Genomic DNA, 19,141 nt, shown 5'->3' on the forward strand with positions numbered 1-19,141 from the left:
CGGCGGCGGTGCTAAGCGCCGCGGCCTTCGCAGCAGGGGTACCCCGCCAATGAGCGTAGCCGTCGACCCCTCAGGGGGCGGCAAGACAACCTCCGCCAAGGTCAAGCTGGCGGCGGGGGCGGTCGGTATCGTGTTCGGCGATATCGGCACCAGCCCGATCTATGCCTTCCGCGAAACGTTTGTCGGTCCGCATCCGCTGACGCTCGACACCTTGCACATCATGGGCGTGGTGAGCCTGATTTTCTGGGCGATGACGATCGTCGTTTCGCTCCAGTACGTTGCCATTTTAATGCGCGCCGACAACCGCGGGCAGGGCGGCACTCTCGCGCTGGTCGCGTTGATTTCCCAAAAGGTCGGCGGCACCAGTCGGGGCTGGATCGCGGTGCTGTTGGCGGTGTTCGCGACCGCCCTGTTTTATGGCGACAGCATGATCACCCCGGCGGTGTCGGTGCTGTCCGCGGTCGAGGGGCTGACGACGGTGGAGGAAGGGCTCGCCCCCTTCGTCATCCCGATCGCCCTCAGCCTGTTGATCTGTCTGTTCCTGCTCCAGAAGCGCGGCACGGCAGCCATCGGCAAGCTCTTTTCGCCGATCATGCTGGTCTACTTCACCACGCTCGCCGGCTTGGGTCTGGTTCAGATCATCGACAATCCGGGCGTGCTCGCGGCGCTCAATCCTTGGTACGCGGTCCAGTTCTTCATGACCGACAAGTTGCTGGGATTCCTGGCGCTCGGGTCAGTCGTGCTGGCGGTCACTGGCGCAGAGGCGCTTTACGCAGACATGGGGCACTTCGGGCGCGGCCCGTTGCGGATCGGCTGGTTCGGTTTCGTCATGCCGTGCCTGCTGCTCAACTACTTCGGGCAAGCGGCGATGATCATGAACCTCGAGGCAGCCGCTGCCGCCGAAGCGATCAAGAACCCGTTCTTCGTCATGGCCAGCGAGAGCTTTCGATTGCCGCTGGTGCTGCTGGCCACGTGTGCCACCTTTATCGCCAGCCAGGCGGTCATCACCGGCGCGTTCTCGGTCACTCAGCAGGCGGTCCAGCTGGGTTTCGTGCCTCGCCTGTCGATCCTGCACACCAGCGAGACCGAGCATGGGCAGATCTACATCCCGTTTGTCAACTGGGTGCTGATGATCGCGGTCATCCTGCTGGTGCTGACGTTCCGCAACTCGTCCAACCTTGCCAGCGCTTATGGCATCGCGGTGACGGGCGCGATGTTCATCGACACCTGTCTGATGGCCGTGCTGTTCATGGCGGTCTGGCGCTGGCGCTGGTGGATGATGGCGCCGGTGGTCGGCCTGTTCTTCCTGGTCGACGGCGCGTTCTTCGGTGCCAACCTCTCGAAGGTGCCGGACGGCGGGTGGTTCCCGCTGCTGGTGGGGGCGATCGGCTTCACCCTGCTGACCACTTGGGCACGGGGGCGCAAGCTGATGCGCGACCGAATGAGTGAAGTTGCCCTGCCGATCGCGATCTTCGCCAAGAGCGCCAAGAACTCCGCCACGCGCGTGCCCGGAACCGCAATCTTCATGGCGTCCAACAGTGGCGGCGTGCCGAGCGCGCTGTTGCACAACATCAAGCACAACAAGGTGCTGCACGAACGGGTGGTGATCCTGACCGTCGAGATCGCGGACGTGCCCTATGTCGATCCGGGCCGACGGTTCGAAATCCATACCGTCGGCGATGGGCTCTACCGCGTGGTCCTGCACTACGGTTTCATGGACGAGACCGATGTTCCCGCCGCGCTCAAGGCGAACGCCGAATGTGGTGGGTTGTTCGACATGATGCACACCAGCTTCTTCCTCAGCCGCCAGACACTGATCGCGAGCAAGCGGCCCGGCATGGCAATCTGGCGTGAGAAGCTGTTTGCCTGGATGCTGCGCAACTCGGCAACCGCGATGCAGTTCTTCCGTCTGCCACCGAACCGCGTGGTCGAACTCGGCAGCCAGCTGGAAATCTAGTCGGTCGGTGGCTGGTCCTTCAGCACCTCGTCGCGATCCTCAAAGCTCAAGCCGTGTCGCAGCAGCATCGGGATCTGGGTAAAGGTGAACAGGAACGACAGCGGCATGAACACCCACAGCTTGGCCCACAACCAGGTTTCGAAGCCGCCGTTTTCTGCATTATAGAAGTACCGCAGCGCCTCATTAAGGGCGGCCAAGAAGAGGAAGAACAGCCCCCAGTTGCGCGACAGCTTGAGCCAGCCAGCCCGGTCGACCCCTTCGAAGGCTGCGGCCAGCAACACTTCCAGCAGAGCGGCCCCACGGGCATAACCGATCAACAATGCGCCCGCGAACAACAGGTAGATCACGGTCGGCTTGATCTGGACCCAGAACGGTTCGCCAAGGAAGATGGTGAGACCGCCGAACCCGATGATCAGTCCGGTGGAAAGCCATAGCATCGGCGACACGCGGCCGAATTTCACCCGGCTGAAGATCAACGCCGCGATCGCCGCGACGATGAATGCGCCGGTGCCGCGAATGATCGCCGCGATCGTCCCGCCGATGTCGTCTCCGCCTGGATCGGACAGCTTGAACACGGCCAGGAACACGATCAGCGGCCCGTAGTCGACCAGGACGTTGAGCCACCCGGATGGCTTTTGCCGACCGTCGTTCATTACGCCACTCCTGCGATGACCCGCGCGACCAGGTCAGGGTCGAAGGGCCTTAGATCGTCGATCTTCTCGCCCACGCCGATCGCGTGGATCGGGAGGCCGAACTGCTCGGCCGCGGCCACCAGCACCCCGCCACGCGCGGTGCCGTCCAGCTTGGTCATCACCAGGCCGGTCACGCCCGCGACTTCCTTGAACGTCTCGATCTGTGCGAGAGCGTTCTGGCCGTTGGTGGCATCGAGCACCAGGATCACGTCGTGCGGCGCCTCGGGGTTAAGCCGGCCAAGCACGCGTCGGATCTTGGCCAGCTCCTCCATCAGCTCGCGCTTGTTCTGCAATCGGCCAGCGGTGTCGACGATCAGCGCATCGGTGCCGATCGACGTGGCCTGCTTGACGGCATCGAACACGATGCTTGCCGGATCGCCTCCCTCCGGGCCGCTGATGATCGGGACTCCCACGCGCTCGGCCCAGGTCGCCAACTGCCCGATCGCGGCGGCGCGGAAGGTATCTCCTGCGGCGAGCATGACCGCGTAGTCGTCTTCCTTGAGCCAATGCGCGAGCTTGGCGATGGTCGTGGTCTTGCCGCTTCCGTTCACGCCGATCACCAGGATCACCTGCGGCCGCGGGAAAGCAACGATCTCCAGCGGCTTGGCGACGGGCCGCAGAATGGCGGCGATTTCTTCGGCAACGGCCTGCTTGAGATCGGCTTCGGTGATGTCGAGGCCAAAGCGCTTCTCCGCCAGCCGTTCGCGAATACGATGCGCCGCCGCCGGGCCGAGGTCCGACATGATCAACGCGTCCTCGACGTCGTCGAGCGTCGCGTCGTCCAGTCGCGCGGTTCCGACCACCCCGGCCAAGTTCTGGCCGAGTTTTTCGCTCGTCTTGCGGAAACCGCCGAACAGGCGCTCGGTCCAGGTGGGTTCGCTCATGCGAGCAGGCCTTCCTCGATGGAGGTGGGAGTGATGGGGACAATCGCACCCCGCGGCGTTCCTGCGGGCAGCCGCGCCCGCGCGAAGTTTTCCGCGTAGCCGGTGCCGTCCGCCTCTGCGAGCACCAATAGCGGGCGGCCGATCTGCCGGTCGAGCCATTCGCGGCGCACGTCGGCAACGGCGGCACGCAACTCGCCGGCCCGCGCCTTCACGGCAGCGCGCGCCACTTGCGGCATCCTTGCAGCCGGCGTTCCAGGTCGCGGTGAATACGGAAAGACATGGCCGTGAACCACGCCGAGTTCTCGCACGATCGAAAGATTGGCAGCGTGATGCGCCTCGTTTTCAGTGGGGAAACCCGCGATAAGGTCGGCGCCGATCGCGATCTCCGGCCGGCGCCTTTTCAGCCGCTCGACCAGGGACACGGCATCGCTGCGCGAATGACGCCGCTTCATGCGCTTGAGGATCAGGTCGTCACCGTGCTGAAGCGACAGGTGGATATGCGGCATGATCCGTGGCTCGCTAACCAGCAGATCTTCCAGCAAAGGATCGATCTCGATCCCATCGAGCGAGGACAGCCGCAGCCGGGGGAGAGACGGAAATGTCGACAGGATCGCCGTGACCAGGTCGCCCAGGCGGGGGTGGCCGGCAAGGTCGTTCCCCCAGCTGGTCAGGTCCACGCCGGTCAATACCACCTCGCCAGCTCCGCTCGCGAGCTCGCGCTCGAGCTCGTGCAGGACCTGCGGGACCGGGATCGATCGACTGGCACCGCGCCCCTGCGGGATCACACAAAAGGTGCACGCGTGATCGCAGCCGTTCTGCACCGCAAGGAACGCGCGCGTATGTCGTGGGACTGGGATGGTGCGTGCGGATGGCGCGTTCCAGGCGCGCGGGTCCAGCTTGGCGGCATTCGCGACGATCCCGTCCACTTCGCTCATCGCACCGATGTCCGATCGGTCGATCTCAGCGGCGCAGCCGGTCACCAGCAGGCGCGCATCGGGCCGCGCACGCCGCGCGCGGCGGATCGCCTGGCGCGTTTGCCGGGCGGCCTCGGCCGTAACGGCACAGGAATTGATCACGACCGTATCGCTCTCGTCGCCCAGCAACGCGCGAATGCGCTCCCCTTCGGCCAAGTTCATCCGGCAGCCGAGCGAAATCACCTCCGCACTCATGCGAACGTGGCCCAGTCGAACGTGCCGCGGAAGCTTTCCGCCGCCGGGCCTGTCATGATGATCCGGTTCGCGTCGGTCCATTCGATTTCGAGCTTGCCCCCGGGCAGGGTCACGCTGGCGGACCGCCCCGCGATCAAGCGCCGGCGGATGGCCGCAACCGTGGTAGCGCAGGCACCGGTTCCGCAGGCGCGGGTCAGGCCGGCGCCTCGTTCCCAGACCTTCAGCAGGATGGAATTCGGCCCGGTGATCTGCGCCACGTTGACGTTGATCCGTTCCGGAAACAGCGGATCGCGCTCGATCTCCGGTCCCAGCCGTTCCAGCGGGACCTGCTCCAGATCGGGCACGAAGAACACTACGTGAGGGTTGCCCACGCTGACGGCAGATGGCGTCTCGAGGTCCTCCCACGAGGCAGGCATGGTCAGGGTATCCATCGCGTACGCGAGTGGGATCGATTCCCAGGAGAAGCGCGGCTCACCCATGTCGACGCGGGCGCCGCCGTCAGTCGGGGCAAGGGCGATCGTGCCGCCGGACGTCTCCACGCGCGCTGCACTGCCGTGAAGGAGCGCCACCGCCCGGCTGGCGTTGCCGCATGCCTCCACCTCGCTGCCGTCCGGGTTGAAGATTCGCATGCGGAAATCCGCGATGTTGGACGGCTCCAGAACAATTAGCTGGTCGCAGCCGATCCCGGTACGCCGATCCGCCAGCGCGGCCGCTTGCCGGGCGCTGACCGGCGGCAGCGGCTCGCTCCGGCCATCCAGCACGACGAAGTCGTTGCCGAGGCCGTGCATCTTGACGAAGGGTACCCGCATCGCGCGCGGGCTCTATGCGGGGGCGGCGGCGGCGTCCAGTGGCGAGGACGATTAGCCCGCGGCGCGTCGGTCGTCAGTCAGCACGCAATCGCCATCAGCAGCAGCCCGCGCGGCGAGCAGTCCCGCGGATGCCAGGCGGGCGCGCACGGCGTTGGCATCCTCGGGCCGGCCATAGAGATAGCCCTGGCCCTTCAATTCGCCCATCTTCTGCAACTTGGTGAGGATCGTCGGATCCTCGATACCCTCGGCGGTCATCGGGAGTTCCAACCCGTCGCCCAGCGAGACTATCGCCTGGACCAGCTTGTCGCTGTCCTCACCGTCCTTGAGTTCCGACACAAAACTCCGGTCGATCTTGAGCCGATCGAACGGCAGCGAGCGAAGCTGCGCCAGACTCGAAAACCCGGTGCCGAAATCGTCGAGGCTGATGGTGACGCCCTGGTTGCGCAGTGACGTGATGATCGAGCGGACCAGACCAATGTTCTCGTGCAGGCAGCTTTCGGTAATCTCGATATCGAGCCGCTGCGGGGGGAAGCTATGGCGTACCAGCATCTGCAACAGCTTTTGCGAAAACCAAGGATCGCGCAGCTGCACCGGCGAGATATTGATCGATAGTGAAAGCTTGGGATCCCACTCCTTGGCATCCTCGAGCGCCTGTTCGATCAGGTTCTCGCTTAGCTCGCCGATCAGGCCGATTTCCTCGGCAATGGGGATGAAGATTTCCGGGCTGACCGTGCTGAGCGTCGGCGATCGCCAGCGGGCCAGCATCTCGAAGCCGGTCAATTCCCCCGTCGCAAGATCGATCTGCTGTTCGTAGAATGGGACGAATTCGCCTCGCGGAATACCGCGGCGGATGCCGGTTTCGAGCTCGCTGCGGAAGCGCAGTTCACTCTCCATCGCCTCTTCGAACCAAAAGTAACGGTTCTTGCCCTGTTTCTTTGCGTGATACATCGCGATGTCGGCGCGATGGATCAGCGTCTGTGCGTCAGTCGGCACCGGCGATCCCTGAGCTCGGCCCGGGATGTCCGCCGCCATGCCGACCGACACGGTGACTTCGAAAGTAAGCCCGTTGAACTCCGACGGCTGCGACACCCTCTCGATCAGCAGGCTGGCGAACTGGTCGATGCGATCGGGGTTGCGGGCGTCGTACGGCACCACGCAGGCGAACTCGTCGCCGCCCAGCCTCGCCAGGAGCGCATCCTTGGGCAGCAATGCCCGGATACGCTCGGCAGTCAGCTTGAGCAGGGCGTCGCCCGCCAGGTGCCCGTTGAGATCGTTGACGAGCTTGAAGTTGTCCAGATCGACCATCACGAAAGCGGCGAGGCGCCCGCTGGCATGTGCGTCGGCCAGCAATTGATCGGTAGCGGGGCCGACGCTGCGCCGGTTGAGCGTGCCGGTCAGCGGATCGATTTCAGAAAGCTGGCGGGCGATTTCCTCGGCCTTCCGGCGCTCGGCGATCTCGGAAGTGAGTTCCGCATAACGGCGCCAGCCAAAGATCACGAGCGCGATATTGAGCAACAGGGTGGACACCAGCAGCGGATCGGGCGTCTTGCCGCCCCCCAGCCATGCGTGGATGACCTGCGGCACAACCATGCCGCCAGTGCCGACAAACAGGAGGATCGCGGCAGTCGCAATGCCGAGCGCGACCAGATCACGCTCCGCACGGCCCATTTTGGGCGCGTGCGATGGCGATTGACCAGCGTTGGCGTTAGAGCCGGGCAACAAGAACCCCCGTCGTTGCGAAGCTCCGGCTATCCCCTAAGAGATTGAAAATCGGGTTAAGGCTGATTGCGCCCGTTTGCGGAGGAAGATCGAGACATGGCGCGCCGGTATTGGCTGATGAAGTCGGAACCCGACGTATACAGCTGGGATGACCTGGTCACCCAGGGCGAGGGGACATGGGACGGCGTACGCAACTACCGCGCGCGCAACAACCTTGCCGCGATGAAAGTGGGCGACCGCGCCTTCTTCTACCATTCGAACATCGGCAAGGAAGTCGTCGGGATCGTCGAGATCAGCCATGCCGCCATTCCCGATCCCACTGACGACACGGGCAAGTGGGTTGCCGTGAAAGTCAGGCCGGTCAGCAAGCTTGCCTGTCCCGTCACGCTTGCAAGCATCAAGACCGAACCGGCGCTTGGCGAGAGCGAGATCATCCGCCAGTCGCGGCTCTCCGTCGCGGAGCTTCAACCGGATGAGTGGGAGCAGATCCTGGCGATGGGCGAAGGTTAAATCGGAACGCTCTACCGTGCCATCCGTTGAGTTGGTGATGGCGGCGCTGAGCCGTCGAACTTACTCGAGGAGAAGCCAGATGGGCGAACTGAAAGATAAAGCGAAGGGCATTGGTAACGAGATCGCCGGCAACGCGAAGCAGATGTCAGGCGATGCCGAAACGCGCGCCGAAGGTCACGCGCAGGAGCGCAAGGGCGAAGGCCAGAACCTGAAGGGCGAAGTGAAGGGCATCCTTGGCGACAAGGTCTAGCCGCTTCCAAACACGATTGTATTGCAAGGGCCACCCGTAATTGGGTGGCCTTTTTGCTGTGGACGATTGCGACGCTTGGTCAACGAACACGCTTAACGTCCCGCTGCGCGACAGCCCCCCGATTGCCAGGAGCGTAATGGTTTCCGTGCCGTTAACACCGTCATCATGCGACGCTCCCTTGTTCTCACCGATGAATCGGCCCGGCACCCGTTCCGCGCTTCACTCCCGCCGCACGTCTGCCGAGGCGGTCCCGTCGTGGAGACACGCCCGTCATGGGTGATCTCCCGGGATGACGTGCAGGGCTTCGTCGGTGCCTACTTCGCCTGCCTGGCAGCCGTGGCGGTGTTCATCGTCTAGGCCCGGGCGGCGCGTTCCGCCCGCAATAAAAGCAAGCCTAGCCAGGCAGATACGACGCACATCGCCGCGCTCAGAAGCAGGTGATGCACGATGTCGAGTCCGGCTGCGGTAAGTCCGGCGGCCAGCAGCGAGCCGGCGACCATGGCACCCGAATTGACGATGTTGTTTGCCGCGATTGTTCGCGCTGTCTGGGTCTTGGGCACGAACGTCGTCAGGAACGCATAGAGCGGCACGACAAACATGCCGCCGGCGATGGCGATGCCCAGCAAGCTCAGCAGTAGCGGGATCGCGAGCGAATGCGACACGAACTCCCCGACATTGAGCAACGTGCCGACAGGCTCGGCCGTCCACCCCCGGCACAGTAGATAGAACGCCAGCACGAACGCGCCCATCATCAGGACCGATACGGGTGAATAGCGTGCCGAAACCGTCCCCTTGAGCAGCGCGTTGACCGAGACCGAGCCGATCGCCACGCCGATCGAGAAGATCACCAGGAACAGGCTGGCGACCTCCTTGCTGGCGGTGAGCACGTTCTTCACCAGCGGGGGAAACTGGATGAACAGCACCGCACCAATGGTCCAGAAGAAGCTGATGGCCATGATCGCGAGGAACACCCGACGATCGTGGCTGGTATTGCGAACCAGCGCGATGGAACTGCGCACGACGTGGTAATCGAGCGGTTCGACTTCGCCCTGCGCTGGCGCTTCGGGCACCTGACGTGCTGCCAGGTAGCCGATGATGGCGGTAACAACTACGCAAGCCGCAGCCGCTTCCACCGGGATCCATCCGGCCAGGATCGTTCCGAACAGGATGGCAATATAGGTGCCGGCTTCCACCAGTCCGGTTCCCGCCAGGACCTCGTGCTCTTCCAAATGCTGCGGCAGAATCGCGTATTTGATCGGACCGAAGAAGGTCGAATGCACTCCCATCGCAAACAACGCCACCATCAGCAGCGGGATGGACACTGCTTGGACCTGGATACCCTTCCACGCGAGGAGCAGGCCCACGGCGCCCACGCCCATGATGGCGATCTCGCAAGCTTTCACGATGCGGATGATGCGGGCCTTGTCGCGCATGTCGGCAAGCTGGCCAGCGAGGGCTGACAACAGGAAGAACGGAATGATGAAGACGGCCGATGCGACCGCGCTGAACATTCCCTCCGCCTCTTCGGAATTGTAGATGCTGTACACGACGAACAGCACCATCGCGGTCTTGTAAAGGTTGTCGTTGAAGGCGCCGAGCAGCTGGGTGATGAATAGCGGCAGGAAGCGCCGGCGCCGGAGCATGTGCGTGGAAACAGTCATGCAGGTCCCGAGATTGCCGCTCCGGAGCAGGGGTCTAGCGCCTCGCGCTCAGGTCACAAGGCCAAAGGACACTTTTGCACCGCGGCTCGCTGGTCTACGGACGATGGCGCATGCTGACCTTGCCCAACCTGCTCACCTTGAGCCGCATCTTCGCGGTTCCGTTACTCGCGTTCTTGCTGTGGTGGCCTGACTGGAGGCTGGGCTACGCGATCGGTTTCGTCGTCTACTGCGTAATCGGCTTCACCGATTATCTCGATGGCTATCTGGCGCGCGCGCAGGGCACGGTCAGCAAACTGGGCCAGTTCCTCGATCCGATCGCGGACAAGATCATGGTGGCGGCGGTGATCCTGGTGCTCGCCGCGCAAGGCTACATGCGCGGACCGTATGTGGGCGACCTGCACGTCATCGCTGGCCTCATCATTCTGGTGCGCGAGATCGCGGTGTCGGGCTTGCGCGAATTTCTGGGACCGCTGAAAGTGTCGATCCCGGTGTCCAGGCTGGCCAAGTGGAAGACGACCTTTCAGCTCGTCAGCCTAGGGGCGCTGATCCTGGGCGGGGCTGTGCACGGCGCTCCCTGCGTTATGCGCGGCGATTGCGGTCCCCTGGCCGATCAATGGGTTCATCTGGTCGGACTTGCGAGCTTGTGGGCGGCCGCAGTGCTCACGCTGATAACCGGGTGGGACTATATGCGCGTGGGCATCAAACACATGGACTAGCGCTCCGGTGAGTTTGCGAGAGTTCAGCCTGCCCGCAGCTCCTCGGCCAGCAGCCTGAACTCCTCCGCGCGAGGGCTGTTCTTGCGCCAAACCAGCGCGATCTCGCGCTTGGCCGACTTTCCCTTCAGGGGCCGGGCGACGACGTCGGTCTCGTGCAGGATGCCCGCATCGATCGCCATTTCGGGCAGCATCGTCAGGCCCAGGCCGTTGTCCACCATCTGCACGAGGGTATGCAGCGAGGTGCCGATCATGGTCGCATTCGCGCGCAGTTCGGGACGGTTGCACGCGGCGAGCGCGTGATCGCGCAAGCAATGTCCATCCTCCAGCAGCAGCAGTCGCGCATCGTCGACCATTGCTGGCGGTATCTCCGCCGGCGGGTCGCGTGGATCATTCTTCGGAAAGGCCACGAAAATCCGGTCGTCAGCGATGTGCGCGCTTTCGATCTCCCCCGTCGCGTAGGGTAGCGCAAGCAGCACGCAATCCGCGCGGCCGTGGTGAAGGCTTTCGAGCGCGTCGCCGGTCGTCTCCTCCCGCAGGAACAACTTGAGCGCGGGACGTTCGCGCCGCAGTCGGGGCAGCATGCGGGGTAGCAGGAAGGGCGCGATGGTCGGGATCACGCTCATCCTGAGTTCGCCCGAGAGCGGCTTCCCGCTGGCCTGCACGAGATCTGACAGTTCCTCCGCCTCACGCAGCAGCCGGTGTGCCTTGGCGACCACCTGTTCGCCCAAGGGCGTGAAACGCACCACCCGCCGGCTGCGCTCGACCAGCGTTACACCGAGGAGCGATTCAAGCTCGCGGATTCCGGCTGACAGCGTCGACTGGGAGACGAAACTCGCCTCAGCCGCGCGCCCGAAGTGGCCGTGCTCGTGAAGCGCGACGAGGTATTGTAGCTGCTTTATGGTGGGAAGGTACGTGCTCACTCCGTCGTCGGCGCCCCGGGTACCGGGTCCTGGATGCGGGTCATCTTCAGGCGCCCGCTCTCGACCCCGAAGCCTAGTCGCCCTTCCACCAGTTCAAGCGCGTCCTTGCCGAATACTTCATAGCGCCAGCCTTGCAGGACCGGCAGGTCGCGGACCCCCGCGGCGAGCGCTTCCATTTCATCGCTCCGGGTCAACAGCCGGGCAGCGACATCGATTTCCCGACTGCGAATCTTGAGCAGCAGCTTGAGCAGGTCGGCCACCAGGGCCCCCTCCTTGCCCAGCGGCGCCCCGCGTTTCGGTTTGTCCGGCATCTCGTCTGCGGAGAGCGGCGCCGCGCCCTCGATCACCTTCATCAGCCGCTTGCCGATGTCGTTGTCCTTCCACGCCGCGGACAGCCCGCGCACCTTGACCAGGTCGCCTTGCTGCTTGGGAGCATGACTTGCCAGATCGGCTAGGGTCTCGTCGCGCATGATCCGGCCGCGCGGAATGTTCTTGTGCTGCGCTTCCTGCTCACGCCAGGCGGCAAGCGCCTTGAGCCGACCGAGCACCGCGGCGTTACGGCTGGGCGGGCGGATGCGCTCCCACGCCGCGTTCGCGTCATTGGCGTAATTGGCCGGGTCGGCGAGCTTCTCCATCTCCGCATCTAGCCACGATCCACGGCCGGTCTTGATCAGCTTTTTCAGGATGCGCGGGAAAATATCAGCGAGATGCGTGACGTCGCCGATCGCGTATTCGATCTGGCGGTCGGTCAAGGGGCGTCGGCTCCAGTCGGTGAACCGGGCGCCCTTGTCGACTGTGAAGCCGAGCCAGCTCTCGACCAGATTGGCGTAACCGATCTGTTCGGACTGGCTGATCGCCATCGTCGCGATCTGGGTGTCGAAAATGGGGTGCGGGGTCTTGCCGGTGAGGTTGTAGACGATCTCCACATCCTGCCCGCCGGCATGGAATACCTTGAGCACGTCCTCGTTGTCGCACAGCAACTCGAGCAGCGGGGCGAGGTCGATCCCGGGCGCCAGCGGATCAATCGCTGCCGCTTCTTCCGAATTGGCGATCTGCACCAGGCACAGCTCCGGCCAGTAGGTATTCTCGCGCATAAATTCGGTATCGACGGTGACGAAATCGCTTTTCGCCAATCGCCCGCACAGTTCGGCGAGCACGTCGGTAGTGGTAATAAGATCGTGTATCTTCATGAATCTTTTCTCGGGCTGAGCGGAGTGCCGCCCCCGGGACCGAGACGCCCTGCCATTGCTTGACAAAGCCCCGCCGTTCCCCTGTTAGCGCGCGTCGTTTCCGCCTATGGGATGCGCGCGCGACGCGCCCCTAGCCTCAACGCCCCGGAATTGGAACAACTTAAGATGCACGCCTATCGTACTCACACCTGCGGCGCACTGACCAAGGCCGACGTGGGGGAGACAGTCCGCCTGTCGGGCTGGGTGCACAACAAGCGTGACCACGGCGGCGTGCTGTTCGTCGATCTGCGCGATCACTACGGCATCACCCAGATCGTGGCCGATAGCGACAGCGAGGCGCTGGGAGTTCTCGACCGGCTCAAGCTGGAATCAGTGGTCACCATCGATGGCACGGTGAAATCGCGCGCCGACGCGGCGGTGAATCCCAACCTGCCGACCGGCGCGATCGAGGTCTATGCGCGCGGTGCGACAGTGCAGAGCCGGGCCGAAGACTTGCCGCTGATCGTCAATTCAGCTGACGACTACCCGGAGGAGACGCGCCTGAAATATCGGTTCGTCGATCTGCGCCGCGAGCGGGTGCACGCCAACATCGTGCTGCGTTCGAACGTGATCGCCTCGCTGCGGCGGCGCATGATCGACAACGGATTTACCGAGTTCCAGACGCCCATCCTTGGTGCATCCTCTCCCGAGGGCGCGCGCGACTACCTGGTGCCGAGCAGGCTGCACCCGGGCCGCTTCTATGCGCTTCCGCAGGCGCCGCAGATGTTCAAGCAGCTGCTGATGGTCGCCGGTTTTGATCGTTACTTCCAGATCGCGCCGTGCTTCCGTGACGAGGATCTGCGCGCCGATCGCAGCCCCGAGTTCTATCAGCTCGACTTCGAGATGAGCTTCGTCACCCAGGAAGACGTGTTCCAGGCAATCGAGCCGGTTCTCGCAGGCGTGTTCGAGGAGTTCGCGAACGGCAAGACGGTGACGCCGGCGGGCAGCTTCCCGCGCATCCCGTACCGTGAGGCGTTGCTGAAGTACGGCACCGACAAACCCGACCTGCGCAACCCGCTGATCATCGCTGATGTCTCGCGCCACTTCACGACTTCGGGCTTCGGTCTGTTCGAGAAGATCGTCGGCAGCGGCGGCGTGGTCCGCGCGATCCCCGCGCCCGCGACGCACCAGAAAAGCCGCAAGTTCTTCGACGAGATGAACGACTGGGCCCGCCGCGAAGGGTTCGCTGGCCTGGGCTACGTTACCCGCAAGGGTGGCGAGTTCGGGGGTCCGATCGCCAAGAACCATGGCGCCGAGGGCATGGAGGCGCTTTATGCCGAACTGGGGTTGGGCGAGAACGACGGCCTGTTCTTTGCTGCCGGCAAGGAGAAGGACGCGGCCAAGCTGGCCGGCGCCGCGCGGACCCGGGTGGGCGAGGAGCTTGGCCTGATCCCACAGGACCGGTTCGACTTCTGCTGGATCGTCGATTTTCCGATGTTCGAATATGACGAGGACGCCAAGAAGGTCGACTTCAGCCATAACCCGTTCTCGATGCCGCAGGGTGAGATGGAGGCGCTGGAGACCAGCGACCCGCTCGACATTCTCGCCTGGCAATACGACATCGTCTGCAACGGCTACGAACTGTCCTCAGGCGCCATTCGGAACCACCGGCCCGACATCATGTACAAGGCGTTCGAGATCGCCGGTTACAGCCGCGAGGATGTAGATACGAACTTCTCCGGCATGATCGAGGCATTCAAGCTCGGTGCCCCGCCGCACGGCGGCTCGGCTCCAGGTATCGACCGTATCGTCATGCTGCTGGCAGACGAGCCCAACATCCGCGAAGTGATCGCCTTTCCGCTGAACCAGCGCGCGCAGGACCTGATGATGGGCGCACCCAGCGAAGTCTCGTCCCGGCAGCTGCGCGACGTACACATTCGCCCGCTGGATCAGCCCAAGTCGTCCGTGCCGAACCCGGACAGCCTGGTCGATCCAAAAGCCGGTTGAACGCAACTTGTCGGGCACTTGCCAGCCTGAACGGTGTTCATTAGGGCGACAGGTAACTCGAAACCCCAACTCAAGAGGGAAACACTCATGAGCGATACCGCTGAACGCGTGCAGAAGATTGTCGTCGAACACCTTGGCGTCGAGGCCGACAAGGTCACCCAGGACGCGAGCTTCATCGACGATCTGGGCGCCGACAGCCTCGACATCGTGGAACTCGTGATGGCTTTCGAGGAAGAGTTCGGCGTCGAGATCCCCGACGATGCGGCGGAAAAGATCACCACCGTCGGCGATGCGACCAAGTACATCGAAGAGCACAAGGGCTGATTGCCCATCCCGCTGTGCTCGCCTGACGGCTGTTCGGCGGGGCATGAACAGGCTCGTACCCTTTTGCAGGGTTCGGGCCTGTCGCGTTTACGGAGACTAGCATGCGCCGAGTGGTCGTAACCGGGCTGGGCCTCGTCACCCCGTTGGGTGCCGACGTCGAGACCACGTGGAAAAACCTGATTGCTGGGAAAAGCGGCATAGGCCCGATCACGCGTTTCGACGTTTCGGACCACAAGGCCAAGATCGCCGGCGAGGTGAAGGCCAAGGACCACGAATGGGGCTTCGATCCTGATAAGCGCGTCGACTTCAAGGTCCAGCGCCAGGTCGATCCTTTCATCATCTACGCGATCGATGCCGCAGGCCAGGCTATCGAGGATGCCGGTCTTGAAGACATGGACCAGGATTTGAAGGAGCGCACCGGCGTCTCCATCGGATCGGGCATCGGGGGCCTGCCGGGCATTGAAAGCGAATCGCTGGTGCTGAAGGAAAAAGGGCCGAGCCGGGTCAGCCCGCACTTCGTACACGGGCGGCTGATCAATCTGACCAGCGGGCAGGTATCGATCAAGTACGGGCTGATGGGCCCGAACCATTCGGTGGTCACCGCCTGTTCGACCGGCGCACATTCGATCGGCGACGCCGCGCGGATGATCCGCGATGACGATGCGGACATCATGCTCGCAGGCGGCGCGGAATCGACGCTGAATCCGCTCGGCCTGGCAGGCTTCGCTCAGGCCAAGGCGCTCAACATGAGCATGAACGACCAGCCCGAAAAGGCGAGCCGGCCCTATGACAAGGGGCGCGACGGGTTCGTGATGGGCGAAGGCGCGGGCGTGATGGTGCTGGAAGAATACGAACACGCCAAGGCACGCGGCGCGAAGATCTATGCCGAGGTCGTCGGTTATGGCCTGTCTGGCGATGCCTATCATGTCACGGCGCCGCATCCGGAAGGCAAGGGCGCCGAGCTCGCCATGAAGATGGCACTGCGCAAGGCCCACATGGAGCCGGGCGACATCGATTATGTCAACGCTCACGGTACCTCCACGATGGCCGACACGATCGAACTGGCCGCGGTGAAGCGCGTGCTGGGGGACGACCTTCACGGCGCGTCGATGAGCAGCACGAAATCGGCGATCGGCCACCTGCTCGGCGGCGCAGGCGCGGTTGAGGGCATCTTCTGCGTGCTCGCCATTCGCGACCAGATCGTACCGCCGACGCTGAATCTCGATGATCCGGACGAGGGCACCGAAGGCGTCGATCTGGTGCCGCACCACGCCAGGAAGCGGGAGGTGCGCGCGGCCTTGTCGAACAGCTTCGGTTTCGGCGGCACCAACGCAAGCGTGATCTTCAAGAAGGTCGAGGACTGACGTGAAGCGCCTGCTGATTGCAGCGGCGCTGGTCGGCGTAATTGTCGGCGCGTGGTTTGCGTGGGGCTGGTACGGCGCGAGCACCGTCAGCAAGGAGACGGCCTTTACGGTACCCGATGGCGCGACACTGACCTCGGTCGCTGGCAAACTTGAGGATGAAGGCCTGATCGATTCCTCGAGCAGTTTCCTGCTGCGGGCCAAGATACTGGGCAGCGGCGATCCGGTACAGCGGGGGGAGTTCGCGATCCCCGAGGGCGCGAGCGGCGCGACCATTCTCGACACACTACAGCACGGCCAGGTCATTCGCCGGTTTGTCACCGTGCCTGAAGGTCTGCCTTCAATCATGGTCTATGAAAAGCTCATGGCCGAGCCTCTGCTGACCGGTCCGATCCCGGTCCCTGCCGAGGGTTCGGTGCTGCCGGACACCTACGATTTCGAGCGCGGCGAAGCGCGAACAGCGGTCCTGGCGCGGATGCGCACGGCCATGACGAAATACCTCGCCGAGGCATGGTCGAAACGGAAACCCGGCATTGCGGTGTCGACCCCCGAACAGGCGGTGACGCTGGCTTCGATCGTTGAAAAGGAAACCGGCGTTGCAAGCGAGCGGCGGATGGTGGCCGGGCTGTATTCCAACCGGGTCAAGCAGGGGATGCCGCTGCAGGCCGACCCGACGATTATCTACCCCATCACCAAGGGCAAGCCGCTGGGGCGCCGCATCCGCCAGAGCGAGATCGCGGCGGTGAATGGCTACAACACCTACACCATGAGCGGGATGCCGGAGGGTCCGATCACCAACCCGGGCCGCGAAAGCATCGCCGCGGTGCTCGATCCTGCGCAGACGCAGGCGCTGTTCATGGTCGCCGATGGCAAGGGCGGGCATGTATTCGCCAACACCTTGGCCGAGCACAACGCCAACGTGCAACGCTGGTTCGCCATCCGCCGCGCGCGCGGAGAACTCGACTGAGGGGGCGCGATCTCGCGCCGCTGATCGTGACTGCCGAATTGCCCGAGGCGCTGCAGTCGCGCGCCGACCAGTTGCGGCGCGAGCATTTCCCGCCGGAGCGCAACCACTTAGCGGCGCACGTGACGCTGTTCCATGCGCTGCCGCCGCAATACGAAGACGAACTCCGCGACCTGCTCGCCAGTGAAGCGCGTGCACGGCCAGTGCCTGCTCGGCTGGAAGGCGTCATGTCGCTCGGCGGCGGCACCGCGCTTAAGATTTCAAGCCCTACCATGCTCGACCTGCGCGAACGCGTCGCCGAGCGCTTTCATGGACTGTTGACGCCGCAGGACCAACAGGTCCCCAGGCTTCACGTGACGATCCAGAACAAGGTTACCAGCACCAAGGCAAAGGCTCTCCAGGCACAGCTTGCCACCGTCATCGTGCCGCTCGACTTTACCTTCGCCGGCTTGGCGTTGCACCGGTATCGCGGCGGTCCGTGGGAACTGGCGAAACGCTGGTCATTCCGCGGTTGACCAGGCGGAGCGGCCAACCTAAGTGCGCCGCCTGTCCGGGCGTCGCGCCGGGCCTGCCCTTGGGGCGGAGTAGCTCAGCTGGTTAGAGCAGCGGAATCATAATCCGCGTGTCGGGGGTTCAAGTCCCTCCTCCGCTACCAGTCCCTTCAAGGACTTACGCCTGGGTGTCATAGACACCCGGGAGGAAGTTGGGAGAAAAGTTGGGAGTTTGGCGGCGTCCTCCGGGTTTGGCGCGCGCGCTCGGATCTAGGTGGAGCCGATCTGGAGACATATAGCGGCCGTCTGCTCTGCGCCCAATCTCAGTCATTATGGGTTGGCGATGACATCCGCAAAAGCGGACCCCGGTTCTCGGCTCAGGCGTCTCTAATTGGTCGAGATGGGGCGAGCCGGTGGACGCAGTGGTCGACCCGCGCCGGGCGCCGCGCGCTCGAGGCGAACGACGTGATCGCATAGCGCATGAGGAGATCGCCGGGTTAAAATGCCCCAGACAATCGACTTCATCGAAGTGCGGCGGCAAATTCTCCGTCGCGAACTGCGGGCACCCTACTCGGAAGGTCTCGCGACGAGTCAGCGCAGAGGTCGAGCATGCTCGACGGGGTTGTCCCTCTGCCTGGCAACCAAGGTTCGGTCGGCGCCAATTATCCTGAGGCGGCCTTCCACGGCTGGAGTACGTGGAAGATAGTGTCGCTCAGCGCGTCACCGAGTAAAGGTTTCTCAATGATTATGGCATCCGCACTGGCAACGCGGGCACGAAAGACACGTGTCGGGTTGGTAGCCAACAGGATTACCGGGACGGTGTTACCGCCCTCTCTCAAAGTTCGAAGCGCGGCGAGGCCATCTGTTTGATACTCCTGATCGATCACGAGAGCAGCGCAGGTTGCCAGGTCGTCCCCCACGGTCGCCAGTTCGAAGCCCTCGACCGAAAGCACGAATTGAAGGGATGACAGAACCGCAACGTCGCTCACTAGCAGTGCGATTTGGGCCTGCATTTCCTGTTCTCCCCCGCCGCCTTTGCCCAGACCGAGTTATCCCAGTTGACTCGAGCACGCGCGATGCACGCAATCGAACACGGCAGGATTGACAGCTCTGCGAGTTCGTAGGCCCGGCAGCCGCCGGCTGGTCTTGGTTGGCATGGCCAGTCAGGACCCCTCTTCGCGGCCGGGGCACGGCACTGCTCTTGCCAAACTTCCTTCCGAGCGATCGGTTCATTCCCTAGGCTGCGATTTAAGGAAGATCCGCGCGTAGGGTTCGAAGTTGAGCGCGGGGAAGGCGAGTTGCAGCGCGATGATCAGCCCGACCGAAAACCCGACCACGCCCCAGAACACCGTCGCGATGACGCCCCATCGCACCGGATCATCGTCGTAGCGCGATGGGTCCGTTGGCATCCGGAACAGGCTTTGCGCCTTCGCGAGCGGATCGAACCGCGCCGCGGTAGCGCACAGGAACACGAACGCGTATGACGGTGATCGCCGTCGTTCGGCCTCCCGCCGCTCAGTTCCGAGCAACGGCATCGT

General features: G+C 63.7%; 19 protein-coding genes and 1 tRNA gene. 10 read left to right on the forward strand and 10 right to left on the reverse strand.

Translation table 11 applies throughout. The features are described from left to right. Window positions 1–49 precede the first annotated feature (49 nt). Entirely contained in the window at window positions 50–1,957 is a 1,908-nt protein-coding gene (locus E0504_RS12295; protein WP_131624414.1) for a potassium transporter Kup, read from the forward strand. On the opposite strand, the gene E0504_RS12300 is transcribed toward E0504_RS12295, so the two are convergent. From E0504_RS12300 to E0504_RS12320, 5 genes are read right to left on the reverse strand one after another with little or no spacing between them, the layout of a single operon-like run. Next, window positions 1,954–2,610 (reverse strand): inner membrane-spanning protein YciB, encoded by a 657-nt coding sequence (locus tag E0504_RS12300; RefSeq protein WP_131624416.1) that lies wholly within the window; start codon window positions 2,608–2,610, stop codon window positions 1,954–1,956. The two genes, E0504_RS12295 and E0504_RS12300, sit on opposite strands and share 4 nt — an antisense overlap. Beyond that, window positions 2,610–3,533 carry a signal recognition particle-docking protein FtsY gene (gene ftsY / locus E0504_RS12305; RefSeq protein ID WP_131624418.1) on the reverse strand — a complete coding sequence of 308 codons (924 nt, stop codon included), beginning with the start codon at window positions 3,531–3,533 and terminating at the stop codon, window positions 2,610–2,612. The genes E0504_RS12300 and ftsY overlap by 1 nt, the downstream gene beginning before the upstream one ends. Further along, entirely contained in the window at window positions 3,530–4,702 is a 1,173-nt protein-coding gene (locus tag E0504_RS12310) for a MiaB/RimO family radical SAM methylthiotransferase (RefSeq protein WP_131624420.1), read from the reverse strand. The genes ftsY and E0504_RS12310 overlap by 4 nt, the downstream gene beginning before the upstream one ends. After that, window positions 4,699–5,511, reverse strand: a complete 813-nt coding sequence (dapF, locus tag E0504_RS12315; protein ID WP_131624422.1) for a diaminopimelate epimerase — start codon at window positions 5,509–5,511, stop codon at window positions 4,699–4,701. Before dapF ends, E0504_RS12310 begins: the two co-directional genes overlap by 4 nt. A gap of 51 nt (window positions 5,512–5,562) precedes the next feature. Then, a complete protein-coding gene (locus E0504_RS12320; protein WP_131624424.1) occupies window positions 5,563–7,179 on the reverse strand; it encodes a bifunctional diguanylate cyclase/phosphodiesterase in 1,617 nt (538 codons plus the stop codon). Window positions 7,180–7,326: 147 nt separating this feature from the next. Between E0504_RS12320 and E0504_RS12325 the strand changes: the two genes are divergently transcribed. Together E0504_RS12325 and E0504_RS12330 are read left to right on the forward strand one after the other, a co-directional pair. Continuing rightward, a complete protein-coding gene (locus E0504_RS12325; RefSeq protein ID WP_131624426.1) occupies window positions 7,327–7,740 on the forward strand; it encodes an EVE domain-containing protein in 414 nt (137 codons plus the stop codon). A gap of 79 nt (window positions 7,741–7,819) precedes the next feature. Next, a complete protein-coding gene (locus tag E0504_RS12330) occupies window positions 7,820–7,990 on the forward strand; it encodes a CsbD family protein (protein WP_131624428.1) in 171 nt (56 codons plus the stop codon). Window positions 7,991–8,343: 353 nt separating this feature from the next. Here the strand turns inward: E0504_RS12330 and E0504_RS12340 are convergent, their stop codons facing one another. Further along, window positions 8,344–9,651, reverse strand: coding sequence for an MFS transporter (locus E0504_RS12340; protein ID WP_131624432.1), 1,308 nt, complete (start codon window positions 9,649–9,651; stop codon window positions 8,344–8,346). Window positions 9,652–9,761: 110 nt separating this feature from the next. Between E0504_RS12340 and pgsA the strand changes: the two genes are divergently transcribed. Further along, a complete protein-coding gene (pgsA, locus tag E0504_RS12345; RefSeq protein ID WP_131624434.1) occupies window positions 9,762–10,367 on the forward strand; it encodes a CDP-diacylglycerol--glycerol-3-phosphate 3-phosphatidyltransferase in 606 nt (201 codons plus the stop codon). 23 nt (window positions 10,368–10,390) lie between these two features. Here the strand turns inward: pgsA and E0504_RS12350 are convergent, their stop codons facing one another. Both E0504_RS12350 and rnd read right to left on the reverse strand, forming a co-directional pair. Further along, the gene (locus tag E0504_RS12350) at window positions 10,391–11,287 is read right to left on the reverse strand and encodes a hydrogen peroxide-inducible genes activator (RefSeq protein ID WP_131624436.1); all 897 of its coding nucleotides are present in this window, start codon (window positions 11,285–11,287) and stop codon (window positions 10,391–10,393) included. Further along, a complete protein-coding gene (rnd, locus tag E0504_RS12355) occupies window positions 11,284–12,477 on the reverse strand; it encodes a ribonuclease D (RefSeq protein ID WP_131624438.1) in 1,194 nt (397 codons plus the stop codon). Before rnd ends, E0504_RS12350 begins: the two co-directional genes overlap by 4 nt. Window positions 12,478–12,642: 165 nt before the next feature. Here rnd and aspS point away from each other — a divergent pair, with 165 nt between their 5' ends. From aspS to E0504_RS12385, 6 genes are all read left to right on the forward strand, one after another. Beyond that, window positions 12,643–14,463 carry an aspartate--tRNA ligase gene (aspS, locus tag E0504_RS12360; protein WP_131624440.1) on the forward strand — a complete coding sequence of 607 codons (1,821 nt, stop codon included), beginning with the start codon at window positions 12,643–12,645 and terminating at the stop codon, window positions 14,461–14,463. An 87-nt stretch (window positions 14,464–14,550) separates the two neighbouring features. After that, window positions 14,551–14,787 (forward strand): acyl carrier protein, encoded by a 237-nt coding sequence (locus tag E0504_RS12365; RefSeq protein ID WP_067683987.1) that lies wholly within the window; start codon window positions 14,551–14,553, stop codon window positions 14,785–14,787. Between the two features lie 101 nt (window positions 14,788–14,888). Continuing rightward, window positions 14,889–16,151, forward strand: a complete 1,263-nt coding sequence (gene fabF / locus E0504_RS12370; RefSeq protein WP_131624442.1) for a beta-ketoacyl-ACP synthase II — start codon at window positions 14,889–14,891, stop codon at window positions 16,149–16,151. Between the two features lies 1 nt (window position 16,152). Next, on the forward strand, window positions 16,153–17,115 hold the full coding sequence (gene mltG, locus E0504_RS12375) for an endolytic transglycosylase MltG (RefSeq protein WP_131624444.1): 963 nt from the start codon (window positions 16,153–16,155) through the stop codon (window positions 17,113–17,115). A gap of 26 nt (window positions 17,116–17,141) precedes the next feature. Further along, on the forward strand, window positions 17,142–17,627 hold the full coding sequence (locus E0504_RS12380) for a 2'-5' RNA ligase family protein (RefSeq protein WP_207912513.1): 486 nt from the start codon (window positions 17,142–17,144) through the stop codon (window positions 17,625–17,627). A gap of 63 nt (window positions 17,628–17,690) precedes the next feature. Next, window positions 17,691–17,767: transfer RNA gene (locus tag E0504_RS12385), tRNA-Met, on the forward strand. 498 nt (window positions 17,768–18,265) lie between these two features. On the opposite strand, the gene E0504_RS12390 is transcribed toward E0504_RS12385, so the two are convergent. Next, window positions 18,266–18,616, reverse strand: coding sequence for a histidine kinase (locus tag E0504_RS12390; RefSeq protein ID WP_131624448.1), 351 nt, complete (start codon window positions 18,614–18,616; stop codon window positions 18,266–18,268). A gap of 216 nt (window positions 18,617–18,832) precedes the next feature. After that, window positions 18,833–19,138, reverse strand: a complete 306-nt coding sequence (locus tag E0504_RS12395) for a hypothetical protein (protein WP_207912514.1) — start codon at window positions 19,136–19,138, stop codon at window positions 18,833–18,835. Window positions 19,139–19,141: the final 3 nt, after the last annotated feature.

The organism is Parafrankia sp. BMG5.11 (assembly GCF_004337455.1).